This is a genomic window from Propioniciclava sp. (genome assembly GCF_036744435.1).
Taxonomy (GTDB): Bacteria; Actinomycetota; Actinomycetes; order Propionibacteriales; family Propionibacteriaceae; genus Propioniciclava.
In genome coordinates this window covers 1-18,288 of the sequence record NZ_DAIOIA010000057.1, presented here as the reverse complement: position 1 = coordinate 18,288, position 18,288 = coordinate 1, and the positions used below count along the sequence as shown (strand labels likewise).

Genomic DNA, 18,288 nt, shown 5'->3' with positions numbered 1-18,288 from the left:
CCGTGCTGCGGATCATCGAGGCCGGACGCATCGGGGAGACCTACCTGATCGGCGCGGACGGCGAGGAGAACAACAAGACGGTCATCGAGACCATCCTGCGGCTGATGGGGCACGACGTCGGCGATTACGTCCACGTCAACGACCGGCCCGGACACGACCTGCGGTACGCCATCGACTCCTCCAAGCTGCGCAGCGAACTCGGCTGGGCTCCCCGCTACACGTCCTTCGAGGACGGGCTGGCCGCCACGATCGACTGGTACCGCGCGAACGAGGACTGGTGGCGTCCGATGAAAGCCGCCACCGAGGCGAAGTACGAAAGGACGGGCCAGTGACGGCCGAACTGGCGGTGCACACCACCGCGATCCCCGGCCTGCTGGTCATCGACCTGCCCGTTCACGGCGACGACCGCGGCTGGTTCAAGGAGAACTGGCAGCGGGAGAAGATGGTGGCCCTGGGGCTGCCTGACTTCGCGCCGGTGCAGAACAACATGTCGTTCAACGCCGAGCGCGGCGTCACCCGCGGCCTGCACGCCGAGCCGTGGGACAAGCTGGTCTCCCTGGCCTCGGGACGCATCCTCGGCGCCTGGGTGGACCTGCGCCCCGGTGAGAGCTTCGGCACCCCCTTCACCCTGGAGATGGGCACCGATCAGGCGGTGTTCGTGCCCCGCGGCGTCGCGAACGGCTACCAGGCCCTCGCTGATGACACCACGTACTCCTACCTGGTCAACGACCACTGGAGCCCGCAGGCCCGCGCCTCCTACACCTACCTGAACCTCGCCGACGAGACCGCCGCGATCGCCTGGCCGATCCCGCTGTCCGAGGCGACCATCTCCGAGGCCGACGCCGGGCACCCGCGGCTGGCCGACGTGACCCCGATGCCACCCCGCGGCACCGTCATCCTGGGCGCCCACGGCCAGCTCGGCCGTGCCCTCCAGGCGCTGTACCCCGACGCGGTCGCCCTCGATCTGCCCGACCTGGATCTGAGCGACGCTGCCGCGGTGGACGCGTACCCGTGGCAGGGCGTCGGTACCGTCATCAACGCGGCGGCCTGGACTGCCGTGGACGCCGCGGAGACCCCCGAGGGACGTCTCGGCGCCTGGGCGGCGAACGTCACGGCCGTCCACAACCTCGTCCAGGTGTGCCGCCGCCATCGCATCACGCTGGTGCACGTCTCCTCCGACTACGTCTTCGACGGCACGCGAACGCCCCACACGGAGACGGAACCGTTCGCCCCCCTGGGCACCTACGGCGCCACGAAGGCTGCGGGCGACGCTCTGGTCGCGACGCTGCCGCAGCACTACCTCGTGCGGACGAGCTGGGTGATCGGCGACGGCCGCAACTTCGTGGCCACCATGCGCGATCTGGCCGCCAAGGGAGTCGCCCCGTCGGTGGTCGATGACCAGTACGGGCGGCTGACCTTCACCTCGACCCTGGCGGCCGGCATCCAGCATCTGCTGACGACCCGCCCCCCGGCGGGCACCTACAACCTCACCAACGAGGGACCGACGCTGAGCTGGTTCGCGATCGCGCGCCGGGTCTTCGAACTGGTGGGCGCTGATCCGCAGGCCGTCTCGCCGCAGACGACGGCGGAGTTCGCCCAGGGCAAGACCGTCTCACCCCGGCCGGTGCACAGCACGCTGGACCTGAGCAAGATCACCGCGACCGGGTTCGTCCCGCCCGCGGCCGACGACCTGCTGGTCGGCTACCTCGCCTGAGCGAGCAGGTTCAGCAGGTAGTCGCCGTAGCCTGACTTCGCCAGGCCCTCGGCGCGGACGCGGAGTTCGTCGTCGGTGAGGAAGCCCTGCCGCCAGGCCACTTCCTCGGGGCAGCCGACCTGCAGCCCCTGCCGTGCCTGGATGGTGCGCACGAAGTTCCCGGCGTCGTTGAGGGAGTCGAAGGTGCCGGTGTCCAGCCATGCGGTTCCGCGGGGCAGCACGGACACGCGCAGGCGTCCCTGCTCCAGGTAGGTGCGGTTCACGTCGGTGATCTCATACTCGCCGCGCGCCGAGGGCTGCAGGTTGGCGGCGATGTCGACGACCTGCTCGTCGTAGAAGTACAGCCCCGGCACGGCGTAGTGGGACTTGGGCTGGGCGGGCTTCTCCTCGATGGACAGAGCCGTGAACTGGTCGTCGAACTCGACCACGCCGTAGGCGGTCGGGTCGGCCACCCAGTAGGCGAACACGGCCGCGCCGTCGACCTCGGAGAAGGCGCTCAACTGCCGCCCCAGGCCGGGGCCGTAGAAGATGTTGTCGCCCAGCACCAGGGCCACCTTGTGCCCGCGGGCGAAGTCGGCCCCGATCGTGAACGCCTGTGCCAGACCCTTGGGCTCGTCCTGGGTGGCATAGGAGATGTTGATGCCGAACCCCGAGCCGTCCTTGAGGAGGCGTCGGAAGCCGTCGGCCTCGTGCGGGGTGGTGATGACCAGGACGTCCTTGATCCCGGCGAACATCAGCGTTGACAGCGGGTAGTAGATCATCGGCTTGTCGTAGACCGGGACGAGTTGCTTCGAGGTCGCCTGAGTCACCGGGTGAAGTCGGGTGCCCGAGCCGCCTGCCAAGATGATGCCGCGCATGGGGTGATCTTCCCACACATGCACCGGCATCGGCCCGGCGGGGCTGGGCCCGATCCGCTCAGCGGTGGACGCCGCGTTCCGGCGTCCAGAACACCCGGCCACCCTCAAAGTCCTGGTAGACGCCTCCCGCCATCGGGGTCTCCTCGGACGCCGGGTAGCCCAGGCTTCCCCCTTCGTAGCCCAGTCCCGCGTAGAAGCCGCGGATCGCGCCGGTGACCACGTGGGCGTCCGTGGCCGACGACCAGTAGACGCCACCGCGCTCAAACCCCTGGTAGCAGCCGCCACGCGTCAGCCCGCACACCTCGTTGGCGACCGGGTAGCCGATGCCGTTCTCCCAGCCGAGCATCGACCAGCGCTGCCGGATGGCACCCACCACCCAGTGCGTCCCGGTGGCAGGCGACCAGTAGATCGACCCACCCTGGAAGTGCTGCGCGCACCCCCCGGACGCCAGCCCGCACACCTCGTCGGTGACGGGATAGCCCAGGCCTCCTGCCTCCGCGCCTGCGTTGCCCCAGGTCGCGCGGATCGCCCCGGTGACCCCATGCGTGCCCGAAGACGACGACCAGTACACGGCGCCGCGTTCGAACCCCTGGGAGCAGCCGCCACCGGCCAGCCCGCAGGTCTCGTTGCCGAGCGGGTAGCCCAGGCCGGTCTCGCGGCCCAGCGCCGCCCAGGTGTTCCGGATGGCTCCGGTCACCCCTCGCGCCCCCGTCGGGCCGGACCAGTACACGGCTCCGCCCTGGAAGTCCTGGTAGCAGCCGCCGCCCACCAGTCCGCAGATCTCGTCGGTGAGGGGATAGCCGTAGCGGCCGGCCTCCTGCCCGACGCCGGCCCATGTGTTCTGGATGGCGTTGCGGACCCAGTGCGCACCCGTCCCTGCCGTCCATGCGATCACGCCGCCGGCGAAGGTCTGGACGCACCCGCCGCCGGCCAGCCCGCACGCCTCGTTGGAGCGCGGCTTCCCCAGCCAGCCGCTCTCGCCCCCTTGCGCGAGCCACGCGTTGCGGATGGCACCCACCACGGACGGGGCGGCGCCGGTGTAGACGTTGGCCAGGTACCAGGCCACCTGGGAGCGGATCTCACCGAAGCGGGCGTAGACGTAGCGGCCGGGGCAGTCGGTCGCGTTCTCGTCGCGGTGCCCCGAGATGGCGTTGAGGAAGGTGCTGCCGCCGTCCTGCCCACCGGAGCCGTAGGTCGAGCCGTTCGGATCCACCCCGTGCACCCGGAACTTCCACGCGATGACCCGTTCGGCCGTATCGAGCATCGCGTCGCTGGGTTGAGCGGTCTCGTAGTTGCCCATCAGCGAGATCCCGAACACGCGGGCGTTCGTCACTCCCCACGCGTGACCCCCCTGCACGGCTGCCTGGACGCCGCCGCCGCGGCCCTCCCAGGCACGCCCGAACCGGTCGACCAGGACGTTGTAGGCGATGTCATTCCAGCCACGTCCGTTGACGTGGTAGGCCTGGATGCTGCGCAGGATGGCGGGCACCTGCTCGGCGGTGTACGTGTTCGTCCCGGCGGTGTGGTGGATCATCGCACCGGTCACCTGGGCGTGGGTATACGGGTTCTTGACCAGCGACTCGTCGGCTCCCCAGGCGGCACGGCTCCTGATCTGGGGATCGGACCAGGCCAGGTCGCTGGAGGTGGCGTCGGCCGCGGACACAGCCGAGGTGACGACGCTGGCGCGGGCCGCCACAGGGGCCGCGGAGACGACGGCGATCTGAACGCTGTCGGCCCCGGCGACGATGTAGGCCTCCGTCCCCCAGGAGTCCCCCGTCGCGCCTGCCTCGAGATCCAACTCCGCCCAGGGCTGCGTCGAACCGCCGGTGGTCTCACGGACGTACACCGCGGCGCCTGCCCGCGCCTGCGTGAGGGTGACGCCGACCGCCCCCACAGGGGCGTCGAGTTCTTGGACCGCTGTCACGACGACGGGCGCTGCCGTCCGGGCCCGGCTGTTGGGCAGCGCGAGACCCAGGTCCTCGGTCGTGGGTTCCAGCGTCGGAGTCGCCACGGTCGCCTCGGGCACGGATCCACCGCTTCCGGGTGCCGCCTGGGCCGGCACACCCCCTAAGAACAGGGCGACGACGGCGAAACATACGAACAGTGACAGGTTCCGCCGCACATGCATGGCGATTCTCCTTGAAGCTGGCTTTCGGCGGGAAGTCTAAGCGAGCCACGGCTTTTCCGCGCACTTCGTCACAGATTTCCATAAGTTTTTCACCGATTGTTGCCACCACCGTCGAGAATCTGCATCAGTGGGCCCCCATCCTCCTCGGCACACGTCCACTCCGTGGTCACCCATCCCACCGGGCCGCCGTCACGCCTAGCCCGGCGAGGGTCGCGCGGTCCGTCCCCGCAAGAAAACCTGTGCCCGTGTGGCGCCTTGGGCTGCATCGAAGGCCCGCGGAGAGTACTTTCTACCCACCACCACCCCAACGGACCGACCACACCAGGAGCAGCGATGGATCTACTGCGGACCAAGAGCATCGAGCAATCGATCGCGGACACCGACGAACCCGAGTACCAGCTCAAGAAATCGCTGACCGCCCTCGACCTGACGGTGTTCGGAGTGGGTGTCGTCATCGGCGCAGGAATTTTCACGCTGACCGGGCGCGTTGCCCACACGATGACCGGCCCCGCCATCATTTTGAGCTTCATCCTCGCGGCCGTGTGTTGCGCGCTCGCGGCGATGTGTTACGCCGAGTTCTCCTCGACCGTGCCGGTGTCCGGCTCGGCCTACACGTTCAGCTACGCAGCCCTGGGCGAGTTCTTCGCCTGGGTCATCGGCTGGGACCTGATCCTGGAGATGTTCCTGGCCGCCTCGGTGGTGGCCCAGGGCTGGAGCGCCTACTTCGGCGTCCTGCTGGAGAACTTCGGGATCGTCATTCCCGAACAGGTCGCCTACGGCGGGGTCATCGACCTCCCCGCCGTCGTGCTCATTTGCATCCTGGGGTTCCTGATCGCCTTCGGAATCAAGGAATCCATGCGGGTGAACATGGTGCTGGTGGCCATCAAGCTGTTCATCGTCTTGTTCGTGATCTTCGCGGGCCTGCAGTTCGTCAACCCAGCCAACTACACCCCGTTCGTTCCTGCCCCGCAGGCCACCGAGACGGTGACCGGCTGGACCCAGCCACTGCTGCAAGCCCTCGGTGGCGGCGCCCCGATGGCGTTCGGCTGGGGAGGCGTCGTCGCCGGCGCCGCGCTGGTGTTCTTCGCCTACATCGGTTTCGACGTGGTCGCCACGACAGCCGAGGAGACCAAGAACCCCGCCCGCGATCTGCCGATCGGCATCATCGCCACCCTGGTGATCTGCACCATCCTCTACGGCGCGGTCGCTCTGGTTGTCACCGGCATGGTCCCGTATCAGGACCTCGACCCGAGCGCCGCGCTGGCCAATGCATTCGTCGCACATGGCCAAGGCTGGATGGCGACGCTGATCTCGGCGGGCGCCGTGGCCGGGCTCACCACCGTCGTGCTGACGCTGATGGTCGGCGCGACCCGCGTCATCTTCGCGATGTCGCGCGACAACCTGCTGCCGATGAGCCTGGCGAAGGTGCACCCCAAGCACCGGACACCGTCGCGGATCACCGTCATCGTCACTGTGATCTGCGCACTGGTCGCGGGCCTCACCCCGGTCGGCATGCTGGAGGAGATGGTGAACATCGGCACCCTCAGCGCGTTCGTCCTAGTCTCCGTCGGTATCCCGGTGCTGCGCATCCGGCGTCCCGATCTGAAGCGCGCCTTCAAGGTGCCGTTCTCCCCGGTCCTGCCGATCCTGTCGGCGCTCATCTGCCTCTACCTGATGCTGAACCTGTCGGTGGAGACCTGGCTGCGGTTCCTCGTGTGGATGGCCATCGGGCTGGCCATCTACTTCCTGTGGTCGGGGCATCATTCGCGCCTGCAGACCGGCAAGGCGCTGCATCCTGACCTGGAGAAGACGCTGCGCGAGAACCACTGACATCGCCCGTGCGGGGGTTCGGATGCGCCACGCGTGTCCGAACCCCGCACGTACCATTAACGCTCGCGGGCTGCGGCGCGTAGACTGAGGCGTCAATCCACCGAAGGTTTCGGAGTTCTGCATGCCCACACGCGCTGATTTGCGCAACGTCGCCATCATCGCCCACGTCGATCACGGCAAGACCACCTTGGTGGACGCCATGCTGTGGCAGTCCGGCGCCTTCCGCGAGAACCAGGACGTGGAGAACCGCGTCATGGACTCGATGGATCTCGAACGCGAGAAGGGCATCACCATTCTCGCGAAGAACACGGCCGTCGAGCACACGATGGCCGACGGTCACCAGGTGACGGTCAACATCATCGACACCCCCGGCCACGCCGACTTCGGCGGCGAGGTCGAGCGCGGACTGGAGATGGTCGACGGCGTCGTGCTGCTCGTGGACGCCTCCGAGGGCCCGCTGCCCCAGACCCGCTTCGTGCTGCGTAAGGCGCTGGCCAAGAAACTCCCCATCATCGTGGTCATCAACAAGGTCGACCGCGCCGACGCCCGCATCAGCGAGGTCGTCGACGAGGTGTACGCCCTGTTCATGGATCTCGTGGACGACGAGCAGGCTGAACTGCTCGACTTCCCGATCATCTTCGCCGCAGCCAAGGCCGGGCGCGCCTCCCGTAACCAGCCCGCCGACGGCGGCATGCCCGACGCCGAGAATCTCGAAGCTCTGTTCGAGGTCATCATGGAGACCATCCCGGCCCCGACCTACACCGAGGGCGCGCCGCTGCAGGCCCACGTCACCAACCTGGACTCCTCCCCCTACCTGGGCCGGCTGGCGCTGTGCCGCATCGTGGAGGGAACGATGAAGCGCGGCCAGCAGGTCGCATGGATCCGCCGCGACGGCACCGTGCAGAACGTGAAGCTGTCCGAACTGCTGATCACGAACGCCCTGGAGCGGGTTCCGGCGGATTCGGCTGGCCCCGGCGACATCGTCGCCATCGCGGGCATCCCGGAGATCACCATCGGTGAGACGCTGTCGGATCCCGCCGACCCGCGTCCGCTGCCGTTGATCCACGTGGACGAGCCGTCGATCTCGATGACGATCGGCATCAACACCTCTCCGCTCGCGGGCCGCTCGGGCAAGAAGCTGACCGCTCGCCTGCTGCGCGCCAGGCTCGACCAGGAACTCATCGGCAACGTGTCGATCAAGGTCAACAACACCGACCGCCCCGACACCTGGGAGGTGCAGGGCCGTGGCGAACTCCAGTTGGCCGTCTTGGTCGAGATGATGCGTCGCGAGGGCTTCGAGTTAACCGTCGGCAAGCCTGAGGTGCTGCTGCGCGAGATCAACGGGAAGACCCAGGAGCCGGTCGAGCGCCTCACCGTGGACGTCCCCGAGGAGCACCTGGGCACCGTCACGCAGCTCATGGGCACCCGCAAGGGTCGCATGGAGCAGATGATCAACCACGGCACCGGCTGGGTGCGCTTGGAGTTCGTCGTCCCGGCGCGCGGCCTGATCGGGTTCCGCACCGAGTTCCTGACCGAGACCCGCGGCACCGGCATCATGAACCACGTGTTCGAGGGCTACGAACCCTGGGCGGGCGAGATCAAGACCCGGACGACGGGCTCGCTGGTCGCCGACCGCATGGGCTCGGTCACCGCGTACGCCCTGTTCAACCTGCAGGAACGCGGCGTCATGTTCGTCTCGCCCACCGAGCAGGTGTACGAGGGCATGATCGTCGGGGAGAACTCGCGCCCCGACGACATGGACGTCAACCCCACCAAGGAGAAGAAGCTCACCAACGTGCGCTCGGCCACCGGTGACGAGTTGGAGCGTCTGATCCCGGCCCGCAACTACTCGTTGGAGCAGGCGCTGGAGTTCTGCCGCGCCGACGAGTGCCTGGAGGTCACCCCGGAGGCTGTGCGGATCCGCAAGACCATCCTGGACGCCAACGAGCGGGCTCGTACCCGCAACCGCGCCAAGCGCGACTGACCGTTCGGTGTGTGTGGGTCCCCACTCGCAGAGGGTGCGGGACCCACACCGCCGCGGACGCCTCGCTGGCGGAGCAGCATCGCGCCGCGCTCACGCGGGAGACGCGTCCGAGTGCCCGGCGCTGGTCGCGAATCAGGGACGCTCGCGCCGTACCCGCGGGGCCCGCTTGCGGAACTCCTCCTCAAACAGCGCCTTGACCGCGGACGAATCCAACGCCTCCCCGACCGCGCCGAGTTGACCGGCGGCGACGCGTTGGCACACGGCCAGCCAGGACTGCCCGATGGCGAGCGTGAACCCTGAGGCCACCGAGGCGTTGATCGCCCCGCCCGCGATGGTTCCCGCGCCGGGGATGAGTTGCAGCAGCCCGGTCGCGGCGGAGCGACCCGCCGTCGTGGCGATCGAGGTGGACGCCACCGCCAACAGCGCCGCGCGGTCGAACGGGATGCCGTACAACTGCGCGATGCGGGCCATCATCCCCAGTTGCAACGGGACGAGAATCGCCGCTGAACTGAACGGGATCGGGACGGCCGCCGCCGCGGCGGCCCCGCCGACGGCCGCGCCTATCGCCCGGTTCGCCTGTCGCGCTTTGGCGTCCAGATCGATTTTCTGCGCGGCGGCGAGGGCTGCGTGGACCGCATCTGGGACAACCAGAAAGGTCGCGTTCAGCAACTCCACCAAGCCGTGGGGCGGCTGATCCGTGAACGGATCCCTCATCGCGTTGGTGGGGAAGGGCCGACCTCCGACAATCGGCAACTCCAGGGACACGATGTGCCGGGCGAGCGCCTCGGCGTCGGGGTGCAGGACGCCGTCACGGGAGGGCACCTGGGTGAACACGAGAATGACGGGGACGTCGAGGGCTGCCAGCGTCGTGATGACCTCGGCTTCGGAGTCTTCGAAGCGCCGATCCAGGGCGCGGACGCAATACCAGGCGGCGTGCATCTGCTCGGGTAGCGGTAGCTTGCGCTGCTCCGCCACGAACCCCTTGATGTCTTTGATGAGGGCTTTGTCGTCGCGGCCGATCTCCACACCGCGCGTGTCGATCAGACCGAGCGTGCCATGAATGCCGACGTAGAGGTGGGAATCCCGGGTGACCGGCTCGCCGATGCCGGTGGCGGCGACCTCCTCGCCGAACACGGCGTTGATCAGCGTCGACTTTCCGACGCCCGTCTTGCCGAACACGCCCAGGTTGAATCGCCCCATGAGGGAGGTTTGCTTGTCGAACTCGGACCGGAACGACTCGGTGAAGAACTGCGTCACGCGCTCAGCCTAGAAGGTTGAACGCGTGACGCATCAGGGGACGTCCTGGCCCCGCCCCGGTGACGTCCGGCGAGACAGTCGGCCCACCTGACGCGACCACAGCACGTAGTCGACCACGCTGACGAGCACGCCCAGCGCCACCAAGACGACAGGTCGAACGAGGGGTTTACCAGCATCGTGACGGGCACGATCACAGCGACGGGGATCAGCAATACCGCAACCATCGCACCAACGCTCGTGATCGGGAGGGGGCCCCGAGAACGACGTGCCATGACATCCACCTTGCTCCCTGTGCCCAGCCAGCGGCCGGGCCGACGGGTTCCCGCTCAGCGCAAGACTGGGCGCACGTGCAGGCCCGCGTCGGGATCAACGACGACCTCCTGGGACGCGGCGATGCCCTCGACGCTCAGCGGGGCGTCCACCGGCGTATTGCGTTTCAGCAGCGCCAACCCGATCGGGCCCAGTTCGTAGTGGATGGCCGAGGTGCCCATGCGGCCCACGACCTTCTCCCCCGACATGACGTCGGCGCCCACCTCGGGCAGCCGCTCGGCCGAACCGTCCAGGTGCAGCAGCGTCAGCCGCCGGGGCGGACGCCCCAGCGTGTGGACGCGCGCCACCGTCTCCTGGCCGCGATAGCAGCCCTTCTTCAGGTGCACCGACTCCCCCAGCAGGTCGCCCTCGGGGTTGGCCAGCTCGTTGGGGATCGCCTTCGCGTCGGCGTCCAGGAACACCCGGGGACGCCCGGCGGCGATGCGCAGCGCCTCGGACGCCCACATTCCTGCCCGGGTGTCACCCAGTTCGCCCTCGAGGTCGCCGCGCGGCACCCGGCGGACGCCGCCCGCACCCCCGATCAGCGCCCACGCGTCGCTGACGTCGGCCACCTCGACGCGGGACGCGAACACCATCCGGGTCAGGTGCGTCAGCAACGCCTCCAGGTGACCGGCCTCGGTGAACGCCCAGAACGTCTCCCCGTCGTCGACGCCGGTGAAGGTGTGCTCGACGTGACCCTGGGGGTCGAGGATGAACGCGCTGACGCCCACGCCCGGAGCAAGACCCTCGAACGCCTGGCTGGACAGTGCGTGCAGCCACGTCAGGCGGTCCGGGCCCGACACCGTGAACACGGGCAGGTGCGCCAGATCGACCGCAGCCTCCCCCGCGGCGAGCTTGCGCTGCTCGCGCAGCGGATCCCCGTAGTGCCACACCGCCCCGGCGTCGGGGCCCTCGGTGTGCCGGACTTCAGTCATGCCTTCCTCAGCGTCGCCCACATGAACGGCCGCAGCGACTCCTCGGTGGTGGCCCGGTCGAAGCTGTACATGAGGTTCCCGTCGACGATGCCGTACAGGCGGCGTCCGGCGGTGTACTCGACCTCGGCACGCGGGGAGCGGACCACGACGTCGGTCGTCAGATCGAGACGCCCGGGCTGCACATCGCCGTACCAGATCTCGGCGTAGCCATCGGGGCTGCACATCACCACGTCCACCTTGGCGTCCAGGTCGGCGCGCCAGAACCCGGTCTCGATGGTGAGCGGCTCCTGCGGGGTGCCGTCGGCGTCGAGGGTGAAGAACTGGGCCAGATAATGAAGATAGCTGGCGCCGTTCTCCGCAAAGTCGATCTGGACACCGAACTCGATCTTGTCCTCGCCGGGCCATTCGCGGAAACCGCGGCCCTCCCAACGGCCACGCAACCAGGCCAATCCAGCCAATGCGGGGTTGATGTCGGATGGGATGTCGATCATGACGCCTCCTGCGGTTGCTCCTGAACACCGACAACGCTAGCCGCTCCCGCTTTCTTCCACGAAGCGCGGCGTGGCAGGGTGGGGAGCCGGAGGCCGGGACGCACCCGGTCGACCAGCCAAGGAGAGCCATGCGGGTGGTGTTGCAGCGCGTCACACGGGCCAGCGTCCGTGTGTCGGGCGAGGTGGTCGGGGCCATCGGCCCGGGACTGTGCATCCTGGTCGGCGTCACCCACACCGATACCGAGGCCGACGCCGATCGGCTCGCCGACAAGGTGTGGGGCCTGCGGATCCTCGAAGGCGAGCGGTCCGCGTCCGACGAAAACGCCCCCCTGCTGGTGATCAGCCAGTTCACCCTGTACGCCGACGTCCACAAGGGCCGGCGTCCGTCCTGGAGCGCGGCGGCGCCCCGCCCCGTCAGCGAGCCGCTTGTCCAGGCGTTCATCGCAGCCCTGCGCCGCCGGGGCGCCCACGTCGAAGAGGGACGCTTCGGAGCCGACATGTCCGTGGAACTCGTCAACGATGGCCCCATGACGCTCACTCTGGACACTGCGATGTGGGAGGCTACGGCGAAGTCGTAGAATCATCGCGGGCATCACAGGGGCGGAGAAAACATATGGCACGGGTGTTGGCGGTCAGCCCCAACGCCGTCGTCACCCCGGGAGGGGCGGCCATTCAGGCGCTCGCGCTGCTCGCGCACACCATCGTGGAGATGGTGCCCGACGCCTCCATCGTCACCGAAGTCCAGCGCGTCGACCTCGTTGTTCTCGACGGCCGCGCCGACCTGACCAGCGCCCGTCAGATGTGCCGCCTGCTGGATGCCGCCGGGTCGGGGGTGCCGATCCTGCTCGTACTCGGCGAGAGCGGGTTCGCCGCGATCAGCCCCGAGTGGGGAGTCACCGACATCGTGCTCGGCACAGCGGGACCCGCCGAGTTCGATGCTCGCATCCGGCTCGCCATCGCCAGCGACGACGAACCCGGCATCGTGAACGCAGGCGGGCTCACCATCGACGAGGCCGCCTACCACGCCGCCCTCGACGGCCACCCCCTCGACCTGACCTACACCGAGTTCGAACTGCTGAAGTACCTGGCCCAGCACCCCGGCCGCGTGTTCTCCCGGGAGACGCTGCTGTCCGACGTGTGGGGCTACGACTACTACGGCGGCACCCGGACGGTCGACGTCCACGTGCGCCGGCTGCGCGCCAAACTCGGCGTCGAGCACGAATCGCTCATCGGCACCGTCCGCAACGTGGGCTACCGGTTCAGCCCCGACTCGTCCCACGACTGACCGGGCCTCTCGGCGCATCCTCGGGAGTGCGGACCACGAGCCACGACACCACCCCGCCCAGAACCAGTAACCCGGCGCACACCAGCATCGCACTGCGATACCCCGGGCTGAAGACCGCCGCATCGCGGTAGTCGGAACCCACGCCGACGACGGCGGGCAACGCCGCGACGGCCAGCAGCGTCCCCGTCCGGGCCACGGCGTTGTTGACCCCGCTCGCCACGCCCGCATGCCCCGGCGGGGCCGCCGCCAGCACCGTCGCGGTCAGCGGGGCGACGAGCACGCACAGGCCCAGGCCGAAGACGACCAGCCCGGGCAGCACGGCCTTCAGGTATCCGGCCACGCCGGTGTCCGCCGCGTCCACGAACGCCAGCAAGCCGACCCCGATCGCGCACAGGAGCGGCCCGACCGTCAGCGGGATCCGCGGCCCGATCCGTACCCCGAGTTCACCGCCTTGGGCGGCCAGCGCCAGCATCAGCACGGTGATCGGCAGGGACGCCAGCCCGGCCAGCAGCGGCTCGTACCCCAGCGTGATCTGGAGTTGCAGCGTCAGGAAGAACGACATCGCCCCGAGTGCGGCGTAGGTGAGCAGTGTCATCAGGTTGGCCCCGCTGAACACCCGGTTCGCGAACAGCGACGGCTCCACCAGCGGGCTGACGGCACGGCGCTCCACCAGCACGAACCCGACGCCGAGCGCCCCGGCCAGCACCAGGACGCCGACGGTGCCGCCACCTCCCAGGGAGTCGGTCTGGATGAGCGCGAAGGTGGCGGTGGCCAGCGCGGCCGTCGCGAGCATCGCCCCGGCGACGTCGAAGCGTCCACCGGCATGCTCGCGGCGGCTCTCGGGGACCGCAGCACGCGCGACCCACACCGTCACGACGGCCAGCGGCAGGTTGATCCAAAACACCCAGCGCCACGACGCGTACTGCACCAGCCAGCCGCCGAGGAACGGGCCGGCCACCGAAGCGATGCCGGTGGCCCCCGTCCACGCGCCGATCGCCTTCGCCCGATCGTCGCGGCGCAGCGAGGACTCCAGCAGCGCGAGGCTGCCCGGGGTGAGCAGCGCCCCACCCACCCCCTGCAGCAGCCGGGCACCGATGAGTTGCCCCGGCGTCTGCGCGAGTCCGCACACCGCTGAGGCGAGGGCAAACCACACCACCCCGATCAGGAAGATGCGCCGGCGTCCGAACCGGTCCCCCAGCGAGCCGCCCAGCAGGATGAGGGACGCCAGCGCCAGCAGATAGCCGTTCGTGACCCACTGCAGGTCGGCCAGCCCTGCTCCTAGGTCCTCCCCGATGCGGGCCAAGGCGACGTTGACCACCGAACTGTCCAGCATCGCCATCCCCGAGCCCAGCACGGTGGCCGCCACGATGAGGCGGCCCCGGGGCGAAGCCAGTTCGATCCCGCTCACCAGGCCAGTCTGCCACCGGGTTGCCCGGGCTCCCTGGGGCGCGGCGCGGGGAGGCCGTATGGTGATTTCGTGGATCCCCGAACCAGCCTGACCCCGCAGCAGCGCCTCGCCGTGATCGACCTGGCCGCGTCCGCCGAACGCAACGACGCGACCCCGCCCCTGAACGAGGAAGCCACCCTGGCGCTGGCCCGCGACGACGCCCGCCACTGGCTGATCCAGCCAGACGGTGAGCTGATCGGGTACGCCCAAGAACAACCCGCCAACCGCACGGCTCAGATCGTGGTGGCCCCCCAGCACCGCCGCGCCGGGGTCGGCAGTTCGCTGCTCGCGGCGCTGCGGGGCGGGACCGCCCCCGACGTGTGGGCGTTCGGCACGGGCGCACCCGCCCAGGGCTTCGCCGCCGCGCGCGGGCTGGTCCCCATCCGCGGGCTCAGCATGATGGAGCGGGTCCTCGCCGACGAGCCGGAACCAGTTGTGCCTCCCGGAGTCTCGCTGCGCGGCTACACCGACGCGGACGCGGACGCCTTCCTGGCGCTCAACGCGGCCGCGTTCGCCCACCACCCCGAACAAGGCCACTTCAGCGCCGCCGACCTGGCCGCCCGCCAGCACGAGGACTGGTGGGAGCCCGAAGGCCTCATCCTCGCCACCCAGGGGGCCTCGCTGCTGGGCTTCCACTGGACCAAGCGCCACGACGCCGATACCGGCGAGGTGTACGTGCTGGGTGTCTCCCCGCAGGAAGCGGGCCGTGGGCTGGGCAAAGTCCTGCTGCAGGCCGGCCTCGCACGGCTGGCTCGGGGCGGTGCGACCCGGGTCATCCTGTACGTCGACGCGGGCAACGACGCCGCCGTCGCGCTCTACCGCAAGGCCGGGTTCCAGGTCGAACACACCGACACCCTGTTCGGCACCGCGCCCGCCTCCTGAGATGCCCCGGAAAGCCATTTTGCGTGCGGCACCGTGGCGTGCCAAGGTGTCGCGACCACAGGGGAGGAGGACGCCGTGACCGAGCCGACCGTGGAGCCGTATCTGCCCACCGACCGGTTCCTGGACCGCGAGTTGTCGTGGCTGTCGTTCAACCAGCGCGTCCTCGACCTGGCCCGGGACGCCGAGCGTGTCCCGTTGCTGGAGCGGGCCCGGTTCCTGGCGATCTTCTCCTCCAACCTCGACGAGTTCTTCATGGTCCGCATCGCCGGGCTCAAGCGCCGCATCGCTGCAGGTGTCGCGGTGCCGGGCGCGTCCGGCATCCTGCCGCGCGACCTGCACGAGCAGATGCTCACCCGCATCCACGAACTGACCGCCGAGCAGTCGCGCGTGTTCCGTGAGGAGGTCCGGCCGCAACTGGCCGCCGAAGGCATCTCCATCGTCGAATGGGACGACCTGGACGAGTCGGAGCGGCATCGGATGAGCACCCTGTTCGACGAGCGGATCTACCCGATCCTGACCCCGCTCGCCGTCGACCCCGCGCACCCGTTCCCCTACATCTCCGGGCTGTCGGTCAACATCGCGGTGCTGCTGCGCGACCCGGTCAGCGGCGCCCGCCAGTTCGCCCGGATCAAGGTGCCCACCAACCTCGACCGGTTCGTCACCTTGGGAAGCGGCCGGTTCGTGGCGCTGGAGGACGTCATCTCCCACCAGCTCGACAAGGTCTTCACGGGCATGGATCTGGTCACCTGGAGCACCTTCCGGGTGACCCGCAACGAGGATCTGGAGGTCGAGGAGGACGACGCCGAGAACATCCTGCATGCACTCGAGAAAGAACTGCTGCGGCGCAAGGTGGGGCGCCCGCCGGTGCGCCTGGAAGTCGCCGAGGACATCCACGACGACCTGTTGGCCGTCCTGCGCAGCCAGATCGACGTGAGCGACGCCGAGGTGTTCTGGTTTCCCGCACCCTTGGACCTGCGCGGCCTGGCGACCGTCGCCGACCTGGATCGTGAGAAGCTCGCCTACCCCAGCTTCCTGCCCAAGACGCATCCCGAGCTCGCCGAGGTCGAGACCTCCAAGCCGGCCGACCTGTTCAAGGCCCTCCACGACCGCGACGTGCTGCTGCAGCACCCCTACGACAGCTTCGCCACGTCGGTGCAGCGGTTCGTCGAGCAGGCCGCCGCCGACCCCGCCGTGTTGGCGATCAAGCAGACGCTCTACCGCACCTCGGGCGACTCCCCCATCGTCGACGCCCTCGTCGAGGCCGCCGAGGCAGGCAAGCAGGTCCTGGTCGTCGTCGAGATCATGGCCCGGTTCGACGAGCAGGCCAACATCACGTGGGCGCGCAAACTCGAACGGGCCGGCTGCCACGTCGTGTACGGCGTCGTCGGGCTGAAAACCCACGCGAAGCTCTGCCTAGTGGTGCGCGACGAGCCCGCCGGGCTACGCCGCTACGCCCATATCGGCACCGGCAACTACAACCCGAAGACGGCCCGCGTGTACGAGGACATGGGCTTGCTGACGTCCAACCCGATCGTGACCGAAGACGTGGGCCGCGTCTTCAACCACCTCTCCGGCATGACCCGGGAGACGAACTACCGCCGCCTGCTGGTCGCCCCCCACAGTGTCCGCAGCGGTCTGCTCCGGCTCATCAACGGTGAGATCGAGCACGCCCGCGCCGGCCGGCCCAGCGGGGTACGGATCAAGGTCAACTCCATCGTCGACGAGGCCCTCATCGACGCCCTCTACACCGCCTCTCAGGCCGGCGTCCCGGTGGATCTGTGGGTCCGCGGCATCTGCGCGGTGCGTCCGGGCGTCCCCGGTCTGAGCGACAACATCCGGGTCCGGAGCATCCTGGGCCGGTTCCTGGAGCACAGCCGGTTGTTCTGGTTCGCGGGGGGCGGCGACCCTGTCGTCGGTCTCGGATCCGCCGACCTGATGCACCGCAACCTCGACCGTCGCGTGGAGGTCCTCGTCCCGCTGACCAACCCGCGGCACGTGGCGCGCGTCGGCTCCCTGTTCGACCTCGCCTTCGACGAAGGCACAGCCTCATGGTGGCTGGAGGACAGCACGTGGGTGCAGCGCACCCACGCCGCCGACGGCTCCCCGCTCATGGACAGCCAGGCGCACCTAATTGCCACCCAGGGCGGCCGACGGACGGAGCAGCGATGACCCGCAAGCTGATCGAGGCGGCCGGCACGGTCACGGTGCGCGACACCGACGGCAAGCGTCAGATCCTGGTGGTCCACCGGCCCGCCTACGACGACTGGAGCCTCCCCAAGGGGCACCTCGAACCCGACGAGTACGAGGCCACGGCCGCCGCTCGCGAGACCCTCGAGGAGACCAATACCACGGTGGCGCTGCGGCGTCCCATCAAGACGATCCGCTACCCGGTCAAGAGCGGCACCAAGATCGTGCACTACTGGCTGGCGCAGCCCCTCGTCTCGAAGCGCCGCAAGGCCGACCGGGAAGTCGACAAGGTCGCCTGGTTGACACCCAAGACCGCTCTGGCCCGGCTCACCTACACCGATGAGCGCTCGGTGGTCTCCGACGCGCTCGACCTAGGGCCCACCACGCCGTTCCTCATCGTCCGGCACGCCAAGGCCATGGATCGCAAGCACTGGACCGGGCGCGACCAGGCGCGACCCATCACCTCGCGAGGACGCAAACAGGCCAAGCTGCTGATTCCCCTCCTGAGCGCGTTCGGCGTCCGCGAACTGCACTCCTCCAGCTCGATCCGTTGCGTGCAGACCTTGCAGCCGTACGCACGCCGCAACGATCGCGACGTCCGCGGCTGGTCGGTGCTGTCGGAGGAGATCGGGGAGGACAAGCTTCCCGACGTGACCAAACTGGTGCGCCGCCTGGCCGCCGAGGCCGCCGCCTCCGGGACGCCGACGGCCGTGTGCGGGCATCGTCCCCTCCTGCCCACCATGCTGGAGGCGCTGGGAATCACGGCGCGCCCCCTGCAGACGGCGGCCACCGTCATCGCCCACCTCAGCCCCGAGGGGGAGGCCGTGGCCGTCGAGTTCCACCGCCCCCGCGCCTGACCTCGCCCCGCGTCGGCGGGCCGTGCGGTTGCCACTCCGTTGGCCCTCGCCGCGGCACTCAAACTGCCCGTCATATCCCGTGTGACAACGCTAAATGCGCAGCCGTCCCCGGGCATTGCCGGATC

Annotated in this window: 14 protein-coding genes and 1 pseudogene; 9 read left to right on the top strand and 6 right to left on the bottom strand. The window is 69.2% G+C overall.

Annotated features, from left to right (window positions below; genetic code table 11):
- Both V7E09_RS08855 and V7E09_RS08850 read left to right on the top strand, forming a co-directional pair.
- Window positions 1-332 (top strand): annotated as a pseudogene (locus V7E09_RS08855) (dTDP-glucose 4,6-dehydratase); the annotation flags it as partial.
- On the top strand, window positions 329-1,714 hold the full coding sequence (locus tag V7E09_RS08850; protein WP_324510467.1) for a sugar nucleotide-binding protein: 1,386 nt from the start codon (window positions 329-331) through the stop codon (window positions 1,712-1,714). The pseudogene V7E09_RS08855 and the gene V7E09_RS08850, both read left to right, overlap by 4 nt.
- Here the strand turns inward: V7E09_RS08850 and rfbA are convergent.
- Together rfbA and V7E09_RS08840 are read right to left on the bottom strand one after the other, a co-directional pair.
- Window positions 1,702-2,571 carry a glucose-1-phosphate thymidylyltransferase RfbA gene (rfbA, locus tag V7E09_RS08845; protein WP_324510468.1) on the bottom strand — a complete coding sequence of 290 codons (870 nt, stop codon included), beginning with the start codon at window positions 2,569-2,571 and terminating at the stop codon, window positions 1,702-1,704. The two genes, V7E09_RS08850 and rfbA, sit on opposite strands and share 13 nt — an antisense overlap.
- Before the next feature lie 58 nt (window positions 2,572-2,629).
- Window positions 2,630-4,699 carry an N-acetylmuramoyl-L-alanine amidase gene (locus V7E09_RS08840; RefSeq protein ID WP_324510469.1) on the bottom strand — a complete coding sequence of 690 codons (2,070 nt, stop codon included), beginning with the start codon at window positions 4,697-4,699 and terminating at the stop codon, window positions 2,630-2,632.
- A 333-nt stretch (window positions 4,700-5,032) separates the two neighbouring features.
- Between V7E09_RS08840 and V7E09_RS08835 the strand changes: the two genes are divergently transcribed.
- Window positions 5,033-6,529 carry an amino acid permease gene (locus tag V7E09_RS08835; protein ID WP_324510470.1) on the top strand — a complete coding sequence of 499 codons (1,497 nt, stop codon included), beginning with the start codon at window positions 5,033-5,035 and terminating at the stop codon, window positions 6,527-6,529.
- 121 nt (window positions 6,530-6,650) lie between these two features.
- Window positions 6,651-8,513, top strand: a complete 1,863-nt coding sequence (typA, locus tag V7E09_RS08830; protein ID WP_324510471.1) for a translational GTPase TypA — start codon at window positions 6,651-6,653, stop codon at window positions 8,511-8,513.
- Between the two features lie 132 nt (window positions 8,514-8,645).
- Here the strand turns inward: typA and V7E09_RS08825 are convergent, their stop codons facing one another.
- The 3 genes from V7E09_RS08825 to V7E09_RS08815 all read right to left on the bottom strand — a co-directional run bounded on the left by V7E09_RS08825 (window position 8,646) and on the right by V7E09_RS08815 (window position 11,505).
- Entirely contained in the window at window positions 8,646-9,770 is a 1,125-nt protein-coding gene (locus V7E09_RS08825; protein WP_324510472.1) for a GTPase family protein, read from the bottom strand.
- Between the two features lie 326 nt (window positions 9,771-10,096).
- On the bottom strand, window positions 10,097-11,014 hold the full coding sequence (gene ygfZ / locus V7E09_RS08820) for a CAF17-like 4Fe-4S cluster assembly/insertion protein YgfZ (RefSeq protein ID WP_324510473.1): 918 nt from the start codon (window positions 11,012-11,014) through the stop codon (window positions 10,097-10,099).
- A complete protein-coding gene (locus V7E09_RS08815) occupies window positions 11,011-11,505 on the bottom strand; it encodes an FABP family protein (RefSeq protein ID WP_324510474.1) in 495 nt (164 codons plus the stop codon). Before V7E09_RS08815 ends, ygfZ begins: the two co-directional genes overlap by 4 nt.
- 128 nt (window positions 11,506-11,633) lie before the next feature.
- Between V7E09_RS08815 and dtd the strand changes: the two genes are divergently transcribed.
- On the top strand, window positions 11,634-12,083 hold the full coding sequence (gene dtd / locus V7E09_RS08810; protein WP_324510475.1) for a D-aminoacyl-tRNA deacylase: 450 nt from the start codon (window positions 11,634-11,636) through the stop codon (window positions 12,081-12,083).
- Between the two features lie 35 nt (window positions 12,084-12,118).
- Entirely contained in the window at window positions 12,119-12,790 is a 672-nt protein-coding gene (locus V7E09_RS08805; protein ID WP_324510476.1) for a winged helix-turn-helix transcriptional regulator, read from the top strand.
- Here V7E09_RS08805 and V7E09_RS08800 read toward each other — a convergent pair.
- On the bottom strand, window positions 12,765-14,198 hold the full coding sequence (locus V7E09_RS08800) for an MFS transporter (protein ID WP_324523274.1): 1,434 nt from the start codon (window positions 14,196-14,198) through the stop codon (window positions 12,765-12,767). The two genes, V7E09_RS08805 and V7E09_RS08800, sit on opposite strands and share 26 nt — an antisense overlap.
- Before the next feature lie 69 nt (window positions 14,199-14,267).
- Between V7E09_RS08800 and mshD the strand changes: the two genes are divergently transcribed.
- Genes mshD through V7E09_RS08785 form a run of 3 tightly spaced genes read left to right on the top strand, consistent with a single transcriptional unit; the run spans window position 14,268 to window position 18,163 of the window.
- The gene (mshD, locus tag V7E09_RS08795; protein WP_324510478.1) at window positions 14,268-15,119 is read left to right on the top strand and encodes a mycothiol synthase; all 852 of its coding nucleotides are present in this window, start codon (window positions 14,268-14,270) and stop codon (window positions 15,117-15,119) included.
- 33 nt (window positions 15,120-15,152) lie between these two features.
- Window positions 15,153-17,288: an RNA degradosome polyphosphate kinase gene (locus V7E09_RS08790; RefSeq protein ID WP_324523273.1), complete on the top strand. Its 2,136-nt coding sequence runs from the start codon at window positions 15,153-15,155 to the stop codon at window positions 17,286-17,288.
- The gene (locus V7E09_RS08785; protein WP_324510480.1) at window positions 17,285-18,163 is read left to right on the top strand and encodes an NUDIX hydrolase; all 879 of its coding nucleotides are present in this window, start codon (window positions 17,285-17,287) and stop codon (window positions 18,161-18,163) included. The genes V7E09_RS08790 and V7E09_RS08785 overlap by 4 nt, the downstream gene beginning before the upstream one ends.
- Window positions 18,164-18,288 lie beyond the last annotated feature (125 nt).